This window comes from Streptomyces sp. NPDC052043 (genome assembly GCF_044548235.1).
Lineage (GTDB): Bacteria > Actinomycetota > Actinomycetes > Streptomycetales > Streptomycetaceae > Streptomyces.
Genome location: NZ_JBIUBT010000006.1, coordinates 175,817 through 194,317 on the forward strand (window position 1 = coordinate 175,817; position 18,501 = coordinate 194,317).

Sequence of the window (18,501 nt, forward strand, 5' to 3'; positions counted from 1 at the left end):
CTGCTAAGGAGCCGGACAGCGGTGCAGCAGTACAGCGGTACGAGGGAGCGGCTGGGGCGGCCGGGGGGACCAGCGGGTTCGACGGGTCCGGGGGGACCTGCGGACGACGAGTGGCGGGGCCGCGGGGAGCGGAACGGCCGGCCGCCGGACGGCGGCACGGGGGCGGACGACGCATCGGTGCGGGTGCGTGAGGTGGCCGCGCGATGCGCCCGGTTCGCCGTGCGGACGCTGCGCGCCGAGTGGCACGGCATCGTCGTCGACCCGGTACGGCGACTGGCTCGCCGGGGGCTGTCCGGACTGGTGCTGGCCTTCGTGGCCGCCTTCGGCGTGATCTTCTTCCACGCGGTGGCGCAGCGGCCGGCCGGGGAGGCGGTGGTACGGGTCCTCGGCGGCGTCCAGGCCGATCTGCCGCTGTGGCTGGCCCTGCTGCGCACCCCGGTGTCGCTGTACGTCCCGGCGCTCGACCTGCCGGTGTGGGCCGGCATCACCCAGTTGTTCCTCGCGTTCGCGCTGGCCGAACTCACCCTGGGCAGGGGCCGCACGCTGTTCATCTCGTACGCGACCACCCTGGCCGGCACCCTCACCGTGCGGGCGATGATCGCGGTCGGGCCCGGCTGGTGGGGGCTGGGGCTGCCGCCCGGGGCCGGCCGGGTCCTCGACACCGGGCCGTCCGCCGCCGTGGTGGGCCTGTTCACCTATCTGTCCGTGGTGCGGCGCGCCCCGGTCGTGTTCTTCCTCACCGGCGGCTCGATGGTGCTGGAGTCGGTGGTCAAGCCGAACCTGGCCGGCCGCGAGCACCTGATCGCGGTGGCCACGGCGATCGTCCTCGCGCTCTTCCACGGCCGCGCCCCGAGATGGCTGCCCGGCCCGGCGGCGGTACTGGCCCGGTGGCGGCGGACCCCGGCACCGGCGGGTGCCCCGACGGGCCCGCACCCGCTCCGCCGGCCGCCGCGTCCGCGCCACCAACCGCCGGTCCGCGAGGCCGCCCGGCCCTGCCCGGCGCAAAGACCTGGGATACCTCCTAAAATCACGATGGACTCCGCGGGGGAAGGGTGAGGGCCGATGAGCTGGATCTGGGTGGTACTGATCGTCTTCTGGACGGGCGGTTTCGCCTGGCTCGCCGACAACGTCCGCGGCGCGCTGCGCAACCGGCACGAGCGCAAGCTCGAACTGATGGAGGCGGCCAAGGCCGAGCGGCTGGCCGTCGAGGCGGCGCACAAGCCGCCGGAGCCGATCTGTGGATGCACCCACCATCTGGCCAAGCACGACAAGAACGGCCGGTGCCACGAGCGCGTCGAGGTGCCGACGGCCTGGGACGAGAACAAGAAGCCGCTGCGCTTCGAGCCGGGGCAGTGCAACTGCCAGCAGTACGTGGGTCCTCAGCCGCTGTCGCAGGTGTACGCCGACGAGCTGACCGACCGCGCCTGACCGAGCGTGTCCGACCGGCCGCCCGACGACCGGCCCGGATCCGAGCGGCGGCACGCCCGGGCCGGGTGCCGGGAATCCGTGCAGGAGCGTCACACAGGCTGCACACAGTCCCTCGCGCGCCTTGTTAGCGTGACTGGCCGCTCGGCAGGCCTAGTCAGGAAGACCGGATGGACTACTGCTCCACGTGCCGTAGGCACCTCAACGGCGCCCTGGTGTGCCCCGGTTGCGGTGCGTACGCACCGGACATAGCACCGGACGTCACGGCGCCCTTCACGACCGATACCGCGACCGATTCCGCGACGGCCCTCACGACCGGCCTCGCGGCGGGCGGGGCCGCGGGCCTCGCCCCGGACGTCGCACCCGCCGGCGTCCCCGGCGACAGCACCACCGACCTCCCCGCGGACGCACCGCCACCGCGGCAGCGGCCGGGGCGGGCGGCTCGGCGCCGTCAGCTGGCCCGCTGGAAGAAGACCCAGCGCAGGGCGCTGGTGGCGACCGCCGTCGCTCTCGTCGGGGGAGGCCTGACCGTCGCCTCGATGGACCGGCACTCCACCGACCGCACGCAGGCGGCCCCGGCACCGGAGGCACCGCACACGGGCACCGTGGGTGACAGCCGGCCGGCGCAGCACGACGACCCGGCCTCGGCGCCCTCCGACGCCGGACGGTCCCCGTCCGCGGGCGGTGCCCGGCACCAGTGGTCGGCGCCGCAGGGCACCACGCCGCAGGACGTACGCCCGGACGCCGCCGCTCCCCGTACGGCGCAGGCCCCGTCGGCGCCCTCCCGCGCGCACGTGGCGCCGGCGCGGACGGTGCGGACCGCCCCGCTGCCGGACGCCTCGGCACCGGCGGCCGACGGCTCCGCCTCCGCCGCCCCGTCGAGCCAGGCGGCCCAGTCGACCCCGTCGGTTCCGTCGGGCCAGTCGGGCCGCTCGGGTCAGTCGGCCACCTCCCCGTCGTCCCCGGCGGCGCCCCAGGGGGCCGGGTCCACCGCGTCCGACGGCACCGCCCAGCAGCCCCCGCAGGCGAGCCCCACGGACACGCCCACGTCGCCGTCCCACCTCTGCCTGCTGGTGATCTGCCTCAGCTGACCGGTCCGGCCCGCGCGGACACGGGCGGGCAGAGGCGGTGGAACGGCTACGACTTGCCGGGACCGCCGGGACCGCCGGAGTCGTCGGCGAAGCTGGCGAAGTACGCCGCGGCCATGTCCTCGTCGGCATGGCCGCGCGCGGCGGCACGGGCGAAGCGTTCGGCGCTCGCGGCGGCCACGTCGAGGCGGACGCCGTGGGCCTCGCCGGCCTGGACGATCAGGCGGGCGTCCTTCTCCGCGGTGGCCACGGCGAAGCTCGGGGGCAGGTACGCGCCGTCGAGGATGACGCCGGCCTTGGCATGCAGGTAGCCCATGTCGAGCGGTCCGTCGGCGATGAGGTCGAAGAAGCCCTGGGGGTCCACGCCGAGCCCCTTGGCCAGGGCCAGGGCCTCCCCGGTCGCCGCGGTGGCCGCGATGACCCAGCTGTTGGCCACCAGCTTCAGCCGCGTGGCGGTGGCCGCCGCGGCGTCCTCACCGGTCCACACCGTGCGGGCGCCGACCGCCTCGAACACCGGCGTCACCGTCTCCCGGCTCTCGGCCGGCCCCGCCGCCAGCACGGTCAGCCGGCCCGCCTCGGCGGGCTGCCGGGTACCGAGCACCGGGGCGTCGTAGAGGACCAGGCCGTGCTCGCGGGCGAGGGCGGCCAGCTCACCGGCCGCCTCCAGGCCGACCGTGGTCGACTGCGCCCAGACCGTGCCCGGGCGCAGCGCGGGTGCGGCCTCGCGCATGACCTCCAGCACCGTCCCGCCGTCGTAGAGCATCGTCAGGACCACGTCGGCGTCGCGCACCGCCTCGGCGGGGGTTTCGGCGACCTGCGCGCCATCGGCGGCCAGGGGCTCGGCCTTGGCCCGGGTGCGGTTCCACACCCGGACGGTGTGTCCGGCCTTCGCCAGGTTGCGGGCCATCGCGGCGCCCATGATCCCGGTGCCCAGAACGCCGACGGTACGGGTGTCGGTCATCTCGTCCTCCTCCTGGTCGATGCGGCGAGTATCACCCGACCCCCGGGCCCGACGTCCGCCCAAGCGGCCCGGCCACGGGGCCGTTCGGGTGACACGACCGTGCGGCCGGGTCAGGCCATCCAGAAGAAGACCGCGGTCATGCGCTTGTCCTCCAGGCTCTGCCCGCAGTAATCGGTCGCGCTGTGGACGAGGTTGGCGTGGTAGAGGAGGAGCCGGTTGGCCTTGTGCGGCACACGGACGTCCTCCTCGAAGGCGTCCGGCGCGACGAACCGCGTACCGAGGGCCTCGACGAGGTTGTGGTGCGGGGGCTGCACCACGTTGCCGCCGAGCCGGCCGCCGGGCAGACGCTGGCGGTAGAAGCTGGTCCCGCAGTCCTTGGGCACCGAGGGGTTGAGGTAGAGCACGGCCGCGTACCGACACAGCGCCCGCGAGTCGGTGTGCGGCCTCGGCTCGCTCTCGCCGGCGCCCACCACCTGGACGCAGTTGTGGTTGAGGGTGCCGCCGTCGGGCGCCTGCTGCACCCACAGTTCCTTCGCCCCGGTCGCCTTCTTCACCAGCCGCTCGACGCGGGCGAGTTCGGACGGCTCCAGGCCCGGCATGGTCCGCAGTCCGGGCCAGGTCTGGGAGGTGTACGGGTAGCCCTTCACCCAGTCGTCCTTGGCCAGGCAGCGCTGCCGTACGGCGTCCGCGTCGGGCAGGACGTCGTCCAGCACCCAGTAGTCACGGCCTTTGGTGGGCTTGCGGTAGGGCAGGACGGGGAGCGCGGTCGGCACACCGCGGGGTTGTGGGGGCATGCGGCCGAATGTAGGGCGGGCCTCCCCCAGGGCTCTCCCCAGAGCTGGTCAACATTGTGTCAACCTTGTTGCAAGCCGGGCGACTTGAGTGCCGTGACCGACGCGGGGACCGAACCAGCCGCGAACGTGACCAGCCTCACCTTCCGTTCAGTGTTCTTTACCGAATCAAAAGGTTCTCAGCGCTTCCCGGCCCGTACATGTGGGTGTCCGAACCGCCGGCGGCGGGACCATGACCGGGCAGGAGGCACGGTGCGCTTTTCGCGGAACGCGACGGGAACTCTCTTCGTGGGCGGTGCCCTCGGCCTGACCCTGGTCGCGCTCGCCTACCCGGGCATGCTCGGCCTCGAGAAGGTCTCCAGCGACGGCTCCCGGATCATCGCGCAGACCCAGTGGGGGCCGCTGACGGAGGACGACCGGGACTTCGTGGTCAAGGTGCGCGCGGCCGGGCTGTGGGAGTACCCGGTCGGCGAGATGGCGGTGAAGAAGGGGACCACCAAGGAGGTCGTCACGGCGGGCGAGCACCTGATCGACGGTCACGCGCAACTGGACGCGAGCTGCCGCAGGATCGCGCCCATGCTCAACATCACGCTGCCGAACGCCGCCAGCCCCCAGCAGCAGGGCTTCGTCACCCAGCTCGCCTCGGACAACGGCAAGCAGTTCGACTCCGACCTGGCCAACATCCTCCGCATGACCCACGGTTCGATCTTCAACACCGTCGCGAAGATCCGCTCCACCACCAAGAACAGCCTGGTCCGCGAGCTCGCCAACCAGGCCAACGCCACCGTCCTGGACCACATCACGGTCCTGGAGGAGACCGGCCTGGTCAACTTCGACCAGGTGCTCTTCCTGCAGACGACCCCGCCCAAGCTGCCCCAGTCGGACCTGACCCCGCCGCCCCCCTCCGGCGGACAGCCCGAGGTCGTGCTCACCCCCCCGCCGAACGCCACGTCGAGCCCCCTGGTCCTGCCCGGCGACCCGAGCCCCGGCCCGGCGACGGGCTGAGGCGGCACCCACGCTCGGCTCAGGATCCGTCCGAGGCGCCCTCGACGGTGTGCAGGTACAGCCGCACGTACCGCTCGGCGTCGATGTCCAACGCCACGTCCACCAGGGCCTGTTCGCGGGCCTCGCCGTGCAGTTCCGCCTCGCCCGGACGCGGGCGGCGGTCGACGACCGTCTGCCCGCGGGCCGGTCCCGGCGCGAGGTTCACCTCCACCGGCAGCCGGTGGGTGGTCAGCCCCTCCGGGTCCACGACCGAGCACACCGTGCCCGCGTCGCCGAGGCCGCCGTGCGGGACGTCGTGGCCGGTGGCCGGGTCGGGGTGGGCCAGCAGCCGTCCGGCCAGCCGGGCGCCGGGCTCGTCGGACCGGCACAGCCGCCGTACGTCCGCCTCGGGCACGAGCACCCGCAGGAACACGTCGAGCCCGTACATCGTGATCGGCACCCCCGCGGTGAGCAGGACCGCCGCGGCCTCCGGGTCGTGCCAGACGTTGAACTCGGCGACGGACGTGGCGTTTCCGGTGGCCACCGCGCCGCCCATGAACACGATCCGCTCGATGTCGCGGGTGACCCCGGGGTGGGTGCGCAGCAGCAGGGCGATGTTCGTCAGCGGCGCCGTGGGGATCAGGGTGACCCGGCGGTCGCAGGCCGCGATCTCGTGGTGGAGCAGCGTCACCGCGTCCACGTCGACGGGCCGGCGGGCCGGCGCGGGCAGGCCGAGGTCGCCCATGCCGTCCCTGCCGTGCACGTGATGGGCGGTGCGCAGCGGTTCGAGCAGCGGCCGCTCGGCACCCCGCGCGACCGGGACGGCGGGAGCACGGGCCTGCTCCAGGACGGTCAGCGTGTTCCGTACCACCTGGTCCACGTCCGTGTTCCCGGCCACGCAGGAGACCGCGCGCAGCTCGAGGCCCGGGTGGCGGACGGCGAACAGCAGGGCGAGCGCGTCGTCGACGCCGGTGTCGCAGTCGATGATCACAGGTGTGGGCCGCGAGGTCACAGCGCGCTCCTTCCGTCGTACGGGTCCCGTCGGACAGGTCGGCGTACGGGTTCCGTCGTACGGGGCCGGTTCCATCGTCACGTGCCCGGTCCGGTACCGCGCGCCCGTCCCCTTCCCCCGCTTCCCCCGCTTCCCCCGCTTCCCCCCACTTCCCCCCACTTCCCCGCCCGGAGCTTCGTTCCCACCCCGGCGGTGCTCACCCGGACGGACCGGCGCGCTGGTGGGCGGGGCCGCCCGGTGGTGCCGTGGAAGGAGCGCCGCCGCCCGGACGCCACGTCCGCGGCGTGTGTTCCGTCCGTCTGGAGGCATCCATGTCCCGTACCCCGGCCCGTGTCCTGGCCGCCTTCGCGCTCTGCGCGGCCGCCCTGCTGACCGAGGCCGCCTGCACCGCCGGGCAGTCCGGCCGGGTCGTCCACGTCCCCGCGCCGGTGGACACCCGTCCGCACGACCCCGCGGGCACGCTCACGCCGGACCAGGCGCGGGCCGCGTTGCTGACCGAGGCGGACCTCGGAACGGCGTGGGCGCCGACCGGAGGCGCGGCGACCTGGCGGGACAGCATCCTCAAGGCGCAGGCCGACACGTCCGAGTGCGGGCGCCTCCTCGACGCCCTCTACACCGAGGAGCCGTTCGGCGCCCCCTCGGGCGCGCACGCGGTGGCCGCCTACGACGACGGCTACGACGAGGCCCAACTGCGCCACCAGGTGCTCGCGCTGCACGCCGCGGCCGTGGACCGCACCCTCGCCTGGCTCAGGACCATGCCGCGGACCTGCGCGGACTTCACCGCCAGGAGCACGAACTACGACGACCTGTACGTACGGGTCGCCGACCTCGCCCTGCCGGACGTCGGCGACGCCCGCCAGGGCCTGCGCCTCACGCTCACCGCCGAGTCGTACGAGCAGGACACCTACACCACCCTGACCGTGGACCTCGCCACGGTACGCGTCGGCGACGACGCGATCGTCCTCACCACCGGGGCCCTGGGAGGCACCCCGTCGAAGGACGGCACCGCTCTGGCGGTCCAGCGCGGTGTGGACCGCCTGACAGCGGTGCAGCGCGAGGCACGGACCCGGGCCTGACCCCGGCCGGTCAGGACACCAGCCGATCAGGGCACTGGTCGCGGTCGAGTCTCCTCCCGTGGGTGATCACCTCGTGGGCCAGGTCGAGTGCCGTACGGCTCTCGGCGAAGGCGTGGGCGCGGGGGCAGCCGGCCGCCGTCGCGGCGGCGCGCGGCCGTCACAGCGGCGGCTGCGCCGGGGCCGGGCCCAGGGTCGTGGTGCCGGGCGCGGTGCGGTGCCCCAGGCCCGTGCGGTAGGCGTCCAGGGCCGCCTCCACGCGGCCGGTGCGGCGCAGCAGATCCCCGAGGAGGCGGCACAGGTCGGCCAGGTCGCCGGCCGCGCCCGCCCGCTCCAGCAGGCTCAGCGCCCGCACGTAGTGCTCCTCGGCGGCCTCCGTGTCGCGGGCGTCCTCGGCGATGATGCCGAGCAGCCGGTGCGCGGCGGCGGCGTGCACGGCGCCCCGCTCGGGGGAGAGGTCGCCCAGGACGTTCCGCAGCAGGTCGGCCGCCTCCTCCGACTTGCCGCGCCGGTGCAGGACGTCGGCCAGTTCGACCACGACCTGGCTGGTGTAGAGCGCGGCCCGCTTGGCGGACAGCATGGCCTGGGCGGACCGCAACTCCTCCTCGGCGCGCTCCAGTTCGCCGTTCTGGGCGCAGACGTAGCCGCGCATCCAGTGGCAGTTGGCGAGTTCGGTGCGCAGCTGGAGGGCGCGGTAGAGCTCCGCGGCCTTGGCGAGCGAGGCGTCGGCCTCGGCGATCCGGCCCTCGGCGAGCAGGGTGCGGGCCACCGACCGGTGCATCCGGGCCACCAGCGCGGGATCGCCCGCCTGCGGGGCCAACGCGAGCGCGAACTCGGCCGCCTGGGCCGCCCGCGCGTGCGCCCCCATGTCCATGTACGGCCCGATGACGCCGGCGTAGAGCAGCAGCAGCGCGTCCGGGTCGTGCAGTCCGCCCCGGTTGAGCTCGTCGAGGGTGGACTCCAACAGGTAGACGGCGTACCGCAGCTCGCCCGCCAGGTAGTGGGAGACGGCACGGCCGCGCAGCGCGGGGACCCGGGCGGGCAGCGGCGCGTCGGCGAGGGCCTGCTCGGACCGTTCGAAGAACTGTCGGCCGCTCTCCAGTTCGCCGGTCTCCAGGGCGCATTCGCCGAGCCCCAGCAGCGCCTCGGCCTGGACGGCGACGAGTTCGTGCTCCTCGGCCTCCGCCAGCAGCCGGGTGTACTGCTCGGCCGCCTTCACGGCCTCCCCGGTGGCGAGCGTGCGCCGGGCCTCGGTCAGCCTCAGGCGCAGGTCGGTGGCGAGATGGGCGGGGCGCCCGGTGGCGAGCTCGTCGAAGGCGATCCCGAGCCGCTCGGCGACGTGCCGGAGCGCCTCGTCGGAGGGCCGGACCCGGCCCGCCTCGAGCGTGGAGATGTACGCGGGGGTGTACGCCGGCTCGGCCAGCTGCCGCTGGGTCAGGCCCCGTTCCCGTCGTAGCCGCTGCACCCTGCGCCCGATGGTCTCCGGGTCGTCCCGCTTCGCCATGCGGTTCATCATGCCAGTAAGCCGACTTGCGGAGGGACTTGTCCGCCTGACCGGAGTTCAGTACCGGACCTTCCGCCCACCGAACCCCAACTCGCCCTGGCGCTCTTTTCGTTCGGCCTTCCCACCCCCTACGTTGGAGAGACTGTTAAACACGCTTAATCCATCACTGTCGTTGCGAGGTCGGTTGCCGTGCTCGGACGCACTGTCGCGCGCCAAGGACACTTCTCCGCACGTTGCGTCAGAGGATTCGGCGCGGCCGTCATCGCCGTGGCCGCCCTGATCGCGGCGGCCAACGCCGGACCGGTGGTCCCGGCCGATCCCGTCCCCGCCTCGCAGGCCGTGCAGAGCCGCTAGCGAGCCGCGGCACCGCCTCTGTCCCGTTCGCGCCTGCCCCGTTCGCGCCTGTCCGTTTCGCCGTCTGCCGCGTTCGCGCTCAGCCCGGCAGCGCTCGGCGCAGCGCCTCGTCCAGCCGGCCGGCCAGCACCGCGTCACTGGGCGGGTCGTCGGTGAACAGGGCACCCAGTTGAGCGATGAAGGTCTGGGTGAACGCCCCGTAGAGCGGGGTGCGCGGGCGGGAGACCGCTCGCTGGAGGGCGGGCAGCAGGATGCCGCGGGCGTAGCCGGGCCGGCCGGCCGCGTCGCGGGGCATGTGGTCGGTGCTCTCGCCGGTGGGCGACGCCGACGGCGAGCCGCCGGAGCCGGACGCGGACGAGGACGCGCAGCGGACGCCGTCGTCGGTGTACGCCGACGTACGGGTCGCGGCGAAGCCGGCGTCCAGCAGGCAGCGTTCGCTCTGGGCGCTGGTGAGGTACGTGATCAGCTCGGCCGCCTTCCCGGCCCGCTGCGAGGACATCGTCACCGCCAGGTTCTGCCCGCCGAGCACCGCCCGGCCGGGCAGCGGGGCCACGCCCAGCTGCTGCTCGGTGAAACTCTGGTGCAGCGCGCCGTAGGCGTACGGCCACTGCCGCAGGAAGGCGGTGCGGCCGTCCTCGAAGTCACTGAGCGAGGACGCCTCGTCGGAACTGACGGCGCTGTCCAGGGTGTACGGCTTGGCGGTGCGCTTGCGCAGCTCCGCGATGCCGTCGGTCAGCTCCCGCGGACTGCCGTCGTAGCGGCCGGAGTCGTCGGTGAGCGCGAAGTCGTCGGTCGCCGAGGCGAACGCCTCCACGGCGTTGACCGTACGGCCCTCGTAGGCGGCCAGCTGCGTGGTCCAGAGCTTCTGGTACCCCTTGGGCGGGTGCGCGTCGAGGGTGTCGCCGAGGCCGAGCAGGTCGCGCCAGGTGCGGATCGCGTCCGGGCCGGTGCGCTGGACGCCCGCCCGGCTCAGATAGTCGCGCCGGTAGTAGAGCAGACCGACGTCGCTGTTGAACGGCACCGCGTACACCTTGCCCTTCCAGCGGGCGGTGCCGGCCACGGACGGGATGACGTCGTGGTCGACGGCCCCGTCGGACAGCCGCCTGACCAGGCCCGCCTCGGCGAACTCCGGCACCCAGGTGACGTCCAGGTTGACCACGTCGTAGTGGGCGCTGCCGGACTGGAGCGCGCCCAGCAACTGGCTGCGCTGCTCGTCGGCGGAGCCCGGCAGTTCCACCAGGCGGGCGTGGTAGCCGGAGTTCTGCTGCTCCTGCCGCTGGTTCCAGGCGTCGATGAGCTGCTGGCGGACGCCGTTCTTGCCGGTCACGTCCCGGCCGCTGGCCACCACGATGTCGCCGGGCACGTCGGCGGCGGGCGTCTGCCCGTCTCCGGGCCTGCCCCCGGTGCAGGCGGTGGCCGCGAGCAGCGGCAGCACCAGCAGGCGGGCGAGTGTCGCGGCCGGTCGTCGTGCCAGTCGTGCCATCAGTGGTCCCCCGTTCCCACCCGAGCGACCTCGTCGCGCAGGCCCCTGCCGGGGTCGTCGCCGCCGTCCAGGCAACGGCCGCCGCTCGCCTCGGCGATCCGGGCGTCCGGCCGGTCCGGGGCGCAGGAGCCGCTGATCAGGGACACCATGTCCACCGGCACCTTCGTCTTCCGTGCCCGGGCCAGCACCTCGTCCAGGTTCCTGCCGGTCAGCCGGTTGTTGTCCTCGTCGTCGGTGATGTAGACGATCAGCTGCGGCCGCTGGTCGTCGGTGCCGCGGCCGGCCATGTCGTCCAGCGCGGCGAGCAGCGCCGCGTGCGGGTCGGCCTCGGCGTCGCGCACCTGTGCCTCGGTGTCGATGACGTGCTCGGCGTCGGCGCGGCGGTGGTGCCCGAAGGGGAGCAGCGGCTGGTAGGGCCCGTCGCCGGAGAGGCCGTAGACCGCCCACACCCCGTAGTCGTCCTGGGCGCCGAGCCCGCCCAGGGACTGCTTCAGGATGCCGGGGCCGCCGCTCGGCCCGGGCCACCGCGTGTTCATCGAACCGGAGCTGTCGAGGAGGTAGAGGACCCGGCCGGCGCCGTGGGCGCTGCGGTACCGCGTGAGGGCCGATTCCATCGCCGTGCGCCAGGCCGCGCCCGGGAGCGGGCTGGGGGCGCGCAGGACGCCCACGCCGACGTGGTCCGCGTCGAGCAGCCGGTGGCCGGATCCCGTCGCGGACCGGAAGCCGGCGGCCGCGAACGCGGCCATTCCCTCCTCTCCGGTCAGCCAGGTGCGGAAGCGGTCGACGGCGTCGTCCCGCGCCGCCGCGTCCCGGTCGCCGCCCTCCCAGCGGACCCGCACGAAGGTGGGCGTCAGCGCCGGTACGTCAACGGGGTACTCGGCGATCCGCGGCACCCGTGTCGTCCGCGCGCAGCCCACCCCGCTCCTGAGCAGGAACTCCGGGACGAGCGCGGCGGTGCGACCGTCCGCGGCGCGGTCGGCGGGCAGCGCGCACAGCAGCTCGGCGGCGGTCGGGGAGGGCGGTCCCGCGGGCCGTACGCCCTGCTCGGCGGCGCGTGAGTCGGCGGTGCCGGCGTACAGGCCGACGGTCGCCAGCAGGGCGGAGTCGGTGAACTCCGGGTCGGGCCGCAGCACTCCGGCGTTCGCGTCCTGCTGCTTCAGGTGCTCCGTCAGCCGGGACAGCGACAGCCCTACGCGCTCGTCCAGTCCGGCCCCGGCGAGGTTCTGCGGGACGGCCAGCACGACCGGCGAGTACACGAACGGCTGCTCGTCCGGCTGGAGTTCGACGTAGCTGCGGGTGGTCCGGTCGGTGGTGACCCGGGCCGCGTCGGTGCCGGAGGCGGGGATCCAGACGTCCGGCTGCGGTCCGACGTCCCGCTGCGGGTTGGTGTCCTCCACGAGGGGTTCCTGCCAGGCGTCGTTCTGCCGGCGCAGCGCGGTGACCGCGGCGGTCGCGCCCGCGCTGTAGACGGTGATGCCGCTGCGGCGGCAGCCGTGCGCGGTGGTGTTGGCCCGCGAGGTGAGGTACGCGTCGGCGGCGTCCCGGACCGTGGGCTCCAGGTCGGGGTCGGTCAGCAGGCGCAGTTCGAGCGGCGGCGCGCAGGGGTGGCCGCCGCCGAGGCCGGCCAGTTCGTAGCCGCCGGCACCGAGTGCGGCGAGCGCGAGCACCAGCAGCGCGCTCACCACGCCCCGGGCCCAGCCGCGCAGCCCACGGAACCAGCGGATCACGGCGCGCGCCCGGGTACGCGCCGCGGCGAGCAGGTCCGTCAGGAGCCGGACCAGGCCGCCGGTGCCAGTCCGCGGCGGCTGTACGGGGGGCCGCGGGCCCGGTGGGGGCTCACCGCCCCGCGCCGCCAGCAGCACGTCCGTACCCGGCTCAGCGGCGAACTGCGGCTCCCACTGCTCCCCGAGCGGAGTCCTGCGGCCCGTCTCGACCATCTGTCCGCGCAGCCGGGGGAAGAGGTCCAGAAAAGACAACTCCCCATTTGCGTCGAGGAGTTGTACGAGTTCTTCGGTGAACGGGGTGGCTCTCGTGCCGTCGCCGGAGTCGATGAGCCGATTGGCCTGCACGCTCATCAGCAGCAGGACCCGCTGCCGGCGGTCGGCGAAGCCGTTCCACACCGTGGCGGCGTTACCCGCGTAGCAGCAGTCGAGGATCACCACGATCCGCTCGGCCTGGCTCCCGGCGAGCACGGTGAGCATCCCGGTGAACGCGTCCGCGCCCGGGAAAACGGCCTGGCCACCGGCCACCACGCGCGCGTTGCGCATCTGGAGGAACAGCTCGTCGCCCGCGCTCGGCACGGCGCCGTGCCCGGCGAAGTAGCACAGCAGGAGCCCCTCGGCCTCATGGGCGGCGGTGCGCAGCGCCTCGCTGAACTCGTCCAGGGACGGCGAGCGCAGGACGGTGATCTCCTCCTGCCCGCCGGTGGCCTCCCGTCCGCCGGTGACCTCCTGCTCTGCGGTCTCCTCGGGCCCGCCGAAGATCCCGCCCCGGCGCAGCACGGCCTCCAGCCGCTCCAGGTTGTGGCGGACGGCGGGCAGGTGGCCGGGCACGCCCTCCGGGTCGTCCGGTTTCGTGTGCTCGTACTCCCCCACACCGACCAGCAGCGCCCGGTTCACCCGCCCCCGCGGGTCGAAGCGGTCCACGGGGCTACCCCTCGTCGGGGTGCACCGGATCGACGTGGGGCTCGGGTGAATCGCCGGACTCCACTCGGCGGCGGTTCTCCAGCCAGGCCGCCACCGCCCGCTTGGTCTGCGCCAGCAGCTCGTCGAACGCGGCTTCGGCACCAGCGCCGAGCAGGACCAGCAGGATCTCCATGCCGGCGCCCATGCTCCCGGTCCGCACGTCCGAACGCGGCTGCTCGACAATCCGCAGCCGCCCGTCGCGGACCAGATCATCCAGCGGTTTCTCACGCTCCAGCCACGCCTTCAGCGCGCCGATGTCCTTGCCGCTCTCACTTCCGTCCAGCCGGACCCGGACACGTCGGCCGGCCACACCTTCCCCCTCAGCCATGACTCACCATCCTGGCACCAGGACACAACTCCACGGGAGGGTGCGTTTCAGCCACACCGTGCCCCGTACCGGCCACGGCGAACCGGGAGCGGCCCTGCACCGGACCTGCCCCAACCCTGCACCGGACCCGCCTCAGACCCACACCGGATCCGCCCTGGACCCGCACCAGGTCTGCACTCGACCTGCCCCGGACCCGCACCGGGCCTGCGCAGGACCTCCCCGGCCCGGCGTCGGCACCGCGTCGGCACCGCGTCGGCCCCGTGTCAGCCGCCCTGTATCTGCAACTGGCTCAGCTGGCGGCGCACGTGGTCCAGTGCGCCCTGCCGCCGGCCCGGCACGCGGCCGCGCACCTCCGCGAGCAGCGAACCGAGTTCGCGGGCCCGTTCGGGATCGCGGATCAGCCCCCACTGGTGGTGGGCGCGGTCGACGGCGGTCTCGACCTCCACGGCGTCGGCGGCCTGGCCCATGGCCAGGCGGGTGGCGGCCACGGTCAGCCAGGCCCGGCAGCTGCGGGCGGCGTCCCCCGCGAGCATCGCCAGGTCGGCGCGGACCTCGGCCCAGTGCAGCGCGTCCTCGGAGGACGCTCCGTGGGCGAGGGCGGCGGCCCGCTCCCAGCGGGCGGCGAGCGCGTCGGCGTCGCCGTGCCGGCCGGCCTGCACGCAGGCGGCGATGGCCGGGTGCGGGTCGGCCGGCGCCGACCCGGGCGCGGTCAGCACGAGACCGGGGCCGCCGTCCTCCTCGGCCAGCCGCGACAGCGCCTGCTCGTGCAGCTCCGCCGGTGCCGGCCGGTGCCCGCTGCGCAGGATCGTCGCCACCGCCCTCATGTACGCCGGTGCCGCCACCGTGCGCCGGGACGGCGGCGGTGCGACCCGGCCGTACAGGGCGATGTTGCGCCCGCAGTCCAAGGGGCGCCCGCGCAGCAGTTCCCAGCTCTCCGCGTCCGCGTGCAGATCGGCCACGACCGTGGTCGTGCCGTCCGGGCGCAGCCGGAGTTCCTCGCGCAGCCAGTGCCAGGGCAGGGCCGTGTAGCGGACGGTCGCCGGTGTGGTGCGGGCGAGCGCCAGGTGGGGCAGGCGCTGGCGGCGGTCCAGCTGGAGCTGGCCGGCGAGGAACACCGTCAGCGGGCCGGACGCCGCCGCGGCCGCGCGCAGCCGGGTGAGCACGGCCTGCGGCTCCAGCGGGTCGGCGAGCTCCACCACGGTCGCGGTGTCCGTGCCGGACAGCACGGAGGGCGCCACGGCGGCCAGCACCGGCAGCACGGACGCGGCGTCCACCAGACGTCCCCTGCCCACGGGCGCGGCCGCGAGCAGCAGCACGGTTCCGGGCATCGTCCCCCCGTGTCGTGATCCAGTCGGTCGCGTACGTCAGCACGTTAACCGGTCCACCGACTTGCCAGGGCCCCTTCCCCGGTGTGCTCTGGTAGGCGGGGGCGAGGAGAGAGAGGAGCGCTCTCATGGCTCACGCGGCACCCGTATCCGGTATCAGCACCCGCACCACCCGCCCACCCAACCTGTTCAGCCGCCGGGCCCATACCATCGGCCGGTGGGCGGGACCGCTCGCGCTGGGGCTCGTGTACGGCTACTGGGCCGCGGCCGACCGGCGCCACGGCGGACCGATCACGGGCTGGAACGTCCTGTTCGGCTTCGTGACCACGATCGTGTTCATGGCGCTCCTGGCCGGCGTCCTCGTCCTGGGCCCCCGGCTGCGGCGAGAGCAGCACGCCCTCCTGTGGTTCGCCTTCATCGGCGTGGCGTTCGGCTTCCTCTACAGCCAGAGCGGCCATGCGATCCTGTCGACGACCGCACTGGCCCTGGGGATCGCCATCGTCGCGGGCCTCTTCTGCTTCTACTGGTTCTACACGCACGAGGATGCCGTGGGCCATCGCGTCCGTTGACCCGCGTCGATCGGCCCACGTCGGTCGACCGAACCGGCCGGCCCACCCTCCCGTCACCCGAATGCCGCCTCTCCGCTCGCCAAAGAGCGGGCGACGGCCTTCGCTGAGAACGTGCCCCGACGTATGCGAAGCGGCCTGTCGGCCGTGCTCATCGCACTCTCGTGCCTGCTCGTGCCGCTCGGCGCGCTGTCGGCCTGGGCTGCGTACGGGCTCTCCGACACCGGTCGCTACGTCACCACGATGGCGCCGCTCGCCGACGACCCGGACGTGCGCGACGCGGTCGCGGACACCCTCGGGGACGGGATCGTGCAGGAGATCGGTCCCGCGTTGGACGCCCAGGTGCGACGCGGCACCATCACCCCCTACGTGCACGACGCGGTCCGCTCGTTCACCCGGACCGAGGCGTTCCGCACGGCGTGGAACGAGGGCAACCGGGCCGCCCACGACGCCGTCCTGCGGGCCCTGCGCGACGAGCGCGACCCGCGCACACGCCCGGTCACCGTCGATCTCGCGCCCGTCACCGCCCAGGTCAAGGCCCAGCTCGCCCAGGACCACGTACCGCTCGCGAACCGCATCCCCGTCCAGCACACCGAGGTCGACCTGCTTCCGGCCCAGCAACTGGGCCGCCTGCGGAAGGGGTTCCACGTGCTCGAAGTCGCCGGTTTCTGGCTGCCGATCGCGGCCGTCGCGTTCGCCGTCGCGGGCCTCGCCCTGGCCGTCCGCCGCCGCCGTGCGCTGACCGCCACCGCGCTCGGCACCGCCCTCGGCGGCGCGCTGCTCGCCCTCGCCGTCGCCATCGGCCGCAACCTGACCCTCGCCGACCTGCCCGCCGACGTCTCCCAGCCGGCCGTCGGTGCCGTCTACGACGCCCTCACGGCCACCCTGCGCACCGCCTCGTGGATCCTGGTCGCCCTCGGTCTGACGGTGGCCGCCCTGACCTGGCTCGTCCGCCACCCGCGCCTGCCGTTCCGCCGCCGGGCGTCCGCCCCTCCCACCACCCGGACCCGCCCCGAGCAGCCGCCGCCACGCGTGCGCGTCTGATCCCAGGGCGCGTCTGATCCCGCGCGAAGGAGGCCCGGGGTCCGTGCCGACCCCGTAGGCTCGTCGTCGTGACCAAGCAGGGGGGACGGTTCACGGTCTGGTGCGCCGGGCTGATGTTCGCCGGGGTGAGCGTCGTCGTCGGGTGCCGGCTGGCCGACAGCGACGGCATCACGCCCGTGCCGCAGTTCCTCGCCTTCCTGCCGTGGCTGCTCGTGCCCACCGGGCTGGGCCTGGCGCTCACGCTGCGCGGACGCTGGTGGGTGGGTGCGGTGTGGGGCGTGGCACTGCTGGGGCTGCTGGCCTGGTACATCGAGCCGTACGGCAGGGTCTCCGAGCCGACCGGCCATGCCGTGGCCAGGGTGCGGGTGCTGACCTCGAACGTGCAGTTCGGGCGCGGCGCCCCGGCCCTCGTCCCCGTCGTCCGCCGCGAGCGGCCGGACATCGTCTTCGTCGAGGAGTGCGAGTACACCTGCCAGGCGACCCTGAAGCGGGAGGTCGGCGGCGACTACCCGTACCGGCGGGCGGTCCGGGCGGGCGGTTCGGAGGGGTCCCTGATCCTCAGCCGCTACCCCCTGCGCGGCACCGCCGGGGTCCGCGGCACGATGGGCATGCCGGGCGCGGTCGCCGACGTGCGCGGGCACGCCGTACGTCTCCAGCTCGCGCACCCCATGCCGCCGCTGCCCGGCCAGATCGCGCTCTGGCACCGGGAACTCGCCCGGCTGCGCGCCTTCGCCGCGGCGGACCGTACGACCCCGACCGTGCTGGCCGGGGACTTCAACGCCTCCCAGGACCACGCGGCCTTCCGCCGCATCATCGACACCGACCTGCGCGACGCCGCCCGCCTGGCCGGCGCCGAGCGCTCCCCCAGTTGGCCGGCCCGCACGGCGCCCACGCTCGGCGCGCAGATCGACCACGTGCTCGTCTCACCGGACTTCTCCGCGACCGGCGCCCGCTTCCTCGCCGTGGCCGACACCGACCACCGCGCGCTGCTCGTCGACGTCACGCTGCACGACGGCCGAGGATCGCATTGACACCGCCCGCTTCTCGGTACTCGCCCCTGCCCAAGATCACCACTCGGGGCCGCTAACCTTACGTGTCCGTCCTGGCCAGGGATTGACGGGCATCAACTCACGAAGGGTTGCGCACATGGGCATTCTCACTCTCCTGCGGAACGCGTTCGGCCGATCGCGCAAGGGGCGTACGGCCGAGGCAGAGGGTGCGGAACAGGCTCCAGCCCAGGAGCCGGCACCCACCGCTGCCCAGCAGCCGGAGCCGAAGGTCCCCGCCCCGGCGACCGAGTCCGCCCCCACCGTCCACGTCCCCGACCCCCGTCCCTCCGACGGCAACGAACACGAACTGGTCTCAGCCGCCTTCGGCAACGTCACGGTCCCCAAGCCGTCCGACCCCGTGGACCCGACCGCCCCGGCAGCCGAGACCCCGACCCCCACGGAACCCGAACCGGCGGCCGCGGAAGAGAAGTCGGAACCTGACCCGACCCAGGAACCGGCAGCCGAAAACCCGACCCCGACGGCCGAACCGGCAGCCGCAGAACCGAAGCCGGAGCCGACCCCCGAGCCGACGGCCGCGGAGCCGGAGGCCGAGCCGGAGGCCGCGCAGGCGGAGCCGGAGGCCGAGCCCGAGCGGACCCCGGAACCGGTGGCCGAAGCAACTCCGGAGCCCGAGCCGACGCCCGAACCTCAGGCCGAGGCCACGCCGGAGCCGGAGGCCAAGCCGGAGGCTGAGGCCAAGCCGGAGGCTGAGGTCAAGGCGGAGCCGGAGGCTGAGGCGGAGCCGGAGGCTGAGGCGGAGCCGGAGGCTGAGGCGGAGCCGGAGGCTGAGGCGGAGCCGGAGGCTGAGGCGGAGCCGGAGGCTGAGGCGG

The 18,501-nt window shown here is 74.3% G+C and carries 17 protein-coding genes and 1 pseudogene; 10 read left to right on the forward strand and 8 right to left on the reverse strand.

Features of this window, described 5'->3' with window-relative positions; all coding sequences use genetic code 11:
• Positions 1 to 21 precede the first annotated feature (21 nt).
• From ACIHCX_RS17660 to ACIHCX_RS17670, 3 genes are all read left to right on the forward strand, one after another.
• On the forward strand, positions 22 to 1,056 hold the full coding sequence (locus ACIHCX_RS17660) for a hypothetical protein (protein WP_400030280.1): 1,035 nt from the start codon (positions 22 to 24) through the stop codon (positions 1,054 to 1,056).
• Positions 1,057 to 1,062: 6 nt separating this feature from the next.
• A complete protein-coding gene (locus ACIHCX_RS17665) occupies positions 1,063 to 1,428 on the forward strand; it encodes a hypothetical protein (protein ID WP_400030282.1) in 366 nt (121 codons plus the stop codon).
• A gap of 167 nt (positions 1,429 to 1,595) precedes the next feature.
• The gene (locus tag ACIHCX_RS17670; RefSeq protein ID WP_400030284.1) at positions 1,596 to 2,516 is read left to right on the forward strand and encodes a hypothetical protein; all 921 of its coding nucleotides are present in this window, start codon (positions 1,596 to 1,598) and stop codon (positions 2,514 to 2,516) included.
• 46 nt (positions 2,517 to 2,562) lie between these two features.
• Here ACIHCX_RS17670 and ACIHCX_RS17675 read toward each other — a convergent pair whose 3' ends face one another.
• Both ACIHCX_RS17675 and ACIHCX_RS17680 read right to left on the reverse strand, forming a co-directional pair.
• Positions 2,563 to 3,474: an NAD(P)-dependent oxidoreductase gene (locus tag ACIHCX_RS17675; RefSeq protein WP_400030286.1), complete on the reverse strand. Its 912-nt coding sequence runs from the start codon at positions 3,472 to 3,474 to the stop codon at positions 2,563 to 2,565.
• A gap of 110 nt (positions 3,475 to 3,584) precedes the next feature.
• Entirely contained in the window at positions 3,585 to 4,268 is a 684-nt protein-coding gene (locus ACIHCX_RS17680; RefSeq protein WP_400030288.1) for a DUF6445 family protein, read from the reverse strand.
• A gap of 249 nt (positions 4,269 to 4,517) precedes the next feature.
• Between ACIHCX_RS17680 and ACIHCX_RS17685 the strand changes: the two genes are divergently transcribed.
• On the forward strand, positions 4,518 to 5,270 hold the full coding sequence (locus ACIHCX_RS17685; RefSeq protein ID WP_400030290.1) for a DUF4142 domain-containing protein: 753 nt from the start codon (positions 4,518 to 4,520) through the stop codon (positions 5,268 to 5,270).
• A gap of 19 nt (positions 5,271 to 5,289) precedes the next feature.
• On the opposite strand, the gene ACIHCX_RS17690 is transcribed toward ACIHCX_RS17685, so the two are convergent.
• Positions 5,290 to 6,261, reverse strand: coding sequence for a nucleoside hydrolase (locus ACIHCX_RS17690; protein WP_400030292.1), 972 nt, complete (start codon positions 6,259 to 6,261; stop codon positions 5,290 to 5,292).
• Positions 6,262 to 6,572: 311 nt separating this feature from the next.
• Between ACIHCX_RS17690 and ACIHCX_RS17695 the strand changes: the two genes are divergently transcribed.
• Positions 6,573 to 7,337 carry a hypothetical protein gene (locus tag ACIHCX_RS17695; protein ID WP_400030294.1) on the forward strand — a complete coding sequence of 255 codons (765 nt, stop codon included), beginning with the start codon at positions 6,573 to 6,575 and terminating at the stop codon, positions 7,335 to 7,337.
• A gap of 157 nt (positions 7,338 to 7,494) precedes the next feature.
• On the opposite strand, the gene ACIHCX_RS17700 is transcribed toward ACIHCX_RS17695, so the two are convergent.
• Positions 7,495 to 8,838, reverse strand: a complete 1,344-nt coding sequence (locus tag ACIHCX_RS17700; protein ID WP_400030296.1) for a tetratricopeptide repeat protein — start codon at positions 8,836 to 8,838, stop codon at positions 7,495 to 7,497.
• Between the two features lie 189 nt (positions 8,839 to 9,027).
• Between ACIHCX_RS17700 and ACIHCX_RS17705 the strand changes: the two genes are divergently transcribed.
• On the forward strand, positions 9,028 to 9,192 hold the full coding sequence (locus ACIHCX_RS17705) for a hypothetical protein (RefSeq protein WP_400030298.1): 165 nt from the start codon (positions 9,028 to 9,030) through the stop codon (positions 9,190 to 9,192).
• 79 nt (positions 9,193 to 9,271) lie between these two features.
• On the opposite strand, the gene ACIHCX_RS17710 is transcribed toward ACIHCX_RS17705, so the two are convergent.
• The 4 genes from ACIHCX_RS17710 to ACIHCX_RS17725 form a co-directional block, all read right to left on the reverse strand.
• Positions 9,272 to 10,675 carry an extracellular solute-binding protein gene (locus tag ACIHCX_RS17710; RefSeq protein ID WP_400030300.1) on the reverse strand — a complete coding sequence of 468 codons (1,404 nt, stop codon included), beginning with the start codon at positions 10,673 to 10,675 and terminating at the stop codon, positions 9,272 to 9,274.
• The gene (locus tag ACIHCX_RS17715; protein WP_400030302.1) at positions 10,675 to 13,320 is read right to left on the reverse strand and encodes a caspase family protein; all 2,646 of its coding nucleotides are present in this window, start codon (positions 13,318 to 13,320) and stop codon (positions 10,675 to 10,677) included. The genes ACIHCX_RS17710 and ACIHCX_RS17715 overlap by 1 nt, the downstream gene beginning before the upstream one ends.
• Positions 13,321 to 13,324: 4 nt before the next feature.
• A complete protein-coding gene (locus ACIHCX_RS17720; protein ID WP_400030304.1) occupies positions 13,325 to 13,687 on the reverse strand; it encodes a hypothetical protein in 363 nt (120 codons plus the stop codon).
• A 263-nt stretch (positions 13,688 to 13,950) separates the two neighbouring features.
• Positions 13,951 to 15,015 (reverse strand): hypothetical protein, encoded by a 1,065-nt coding sequence (locus ACIHCX_RS17725; protein WP_400030306.1) that lies wholly within the window; start codon positions 15,013 to 15,015, stop codon positions 13,951 to 13,953.
• 125 nt (positions 15,016 to 15,140) lie between these two features.
• Here ACIHCX_RS17725 and ACIHCX_RS17730 point away from each other — a divergent pair, with 125 nt between their 5' ends.
• The 4 genes and pseudogenes from ACIHCX_RS17730 to ACIHCX_RS17745 form a co-directional block, all read left to right on the forward strand.
• Positions 15,141 to 15,581, forward strand: a complete 441-nt coding sequence (locus tag ACIHCX_RS17730; RefSeq protein WP_400030308.1) for a hypothetical protein — start codon at positions 15,141 to 15,143, stop codon at positions 15,579 to 15,581.
• A gap of 111 nt (positions 15,582 to 15,692) precedes the next feature.
• A complete protein-coding gene (locus ACIHCX_RS17735; protein WP_400030310.1) occupies positions 15,693 to 16,622 on the forward strand; it encodes a hypothetical protein in 930 nt (309 codons plus the stop codon).
• 113 nt (positions 16,623 to 16,735) lie between these two features.
• Positions 16,736 to 17,653 carry an endonuclease/exonuclease/phosphatase family protein gene (locus tag ACIHCX_RS17740; protein ID WP_400030817.1) on the forward strand — a complete coding sequence of 306 codons (918 nt, stop codon included), beginning with the start codon at positions 16,736 to 16,738 and terminating at the stop codon, positions 17,651 to 17,653.
• A 115-nt stretch (positions 17,654 to 17,768) separates the two neighbouring features.
• Positions 17,769 to 18,501, forward strand: a pseudogene (locus ACIHCX_RS17745) (Toxic cation resistance protein); the annotation flags it as partial.

Excerpts from the sequence above, each read along its gene's own strand:
- ACIHCX_RS17675 (WP_400030286.1), bottom strand. The coding sequence starts at position 3,474 with ATGACCGACACCCGTACCGTCGGCGTTCTGGGCACCGGGATCATGGGC.
- ACIHCX_RS17720 (WP_400030304.1), bottom strand. The coding sequence starts at position 13,687 with ATGGCTGAGGGGGAAGGTGTGGCCGGCCGACGTGTCCGGGTCCGGCTG.
- ACIHCX_RS17670 (WP_400030284.1), top strand. The coding sequence starts at position 1,596 with ATGGACTACTGCTCCACGTGCCGTAGGCACCTCAACGGCGCCCTGGTG.
- ACIHCX_RS17725 (WP_400030306.1), bottom strand. The coding sequence starts at position 15,015 with ATGCCCGGAACCGTGCTGCTGCTCGCGGCCGCGCCCGTGGGCAGGGGA.
- ACIHCX_RS17665 (WP_400030282.1), top strand. The coding sequence starts at position 1,063 with ATGAGCTGGATCTGGGTGGTACTGATCGTCTTCTGGACGGGCGGTTTC.
- ACIHCX_RS17730 (WP_400030308.1), top strand. The coding sequence starts at position 15,141 with ATGGCTCACGCGGCACCCGTATCCGGTATCAGCACCCGCACCACCCGC.
- ACIHCX_RS17695 (WP_400030294.1), top strand. The coding sequence starts at position 6,573 with ATGTCCCGTACCCCGGCCCGTGTCCTGGCCGCCTTCGCGCTCTGCGCG.
- ACIHCX_RS17680 (WP_400030288.1), bottom strand. The coding sequence starts at position 4,268 with ATGCCCCCACAACCCCGCGGTGTGCCGACCGCGCTCCCCGTCCTGCCC.
- ACIHCX_RS17740 (WP_400030817.1), top strand. The coding sequence starts at position 16,736 with ATGTTCGCCGGGGTGAGCGTCGTCGTCGGGTGCCGGCTGGCCGACAGC.
- ACIHCX_RS17710 (WP_400030300.1), bottom strand. The coding sequence starts at position 10,675 with ATGGCACGACTGGCACGACGACCGGCCGCGACACTCGCCCGCCTGCTG.
- ACIHCX_RS17700 (WP_400030296.1), bottom strand. The coding sequence starts at position 8,838 with ATGGCGAAGCGGGACGACCCGGAGACCATCGGGCGCAGGGTGCAGCGG.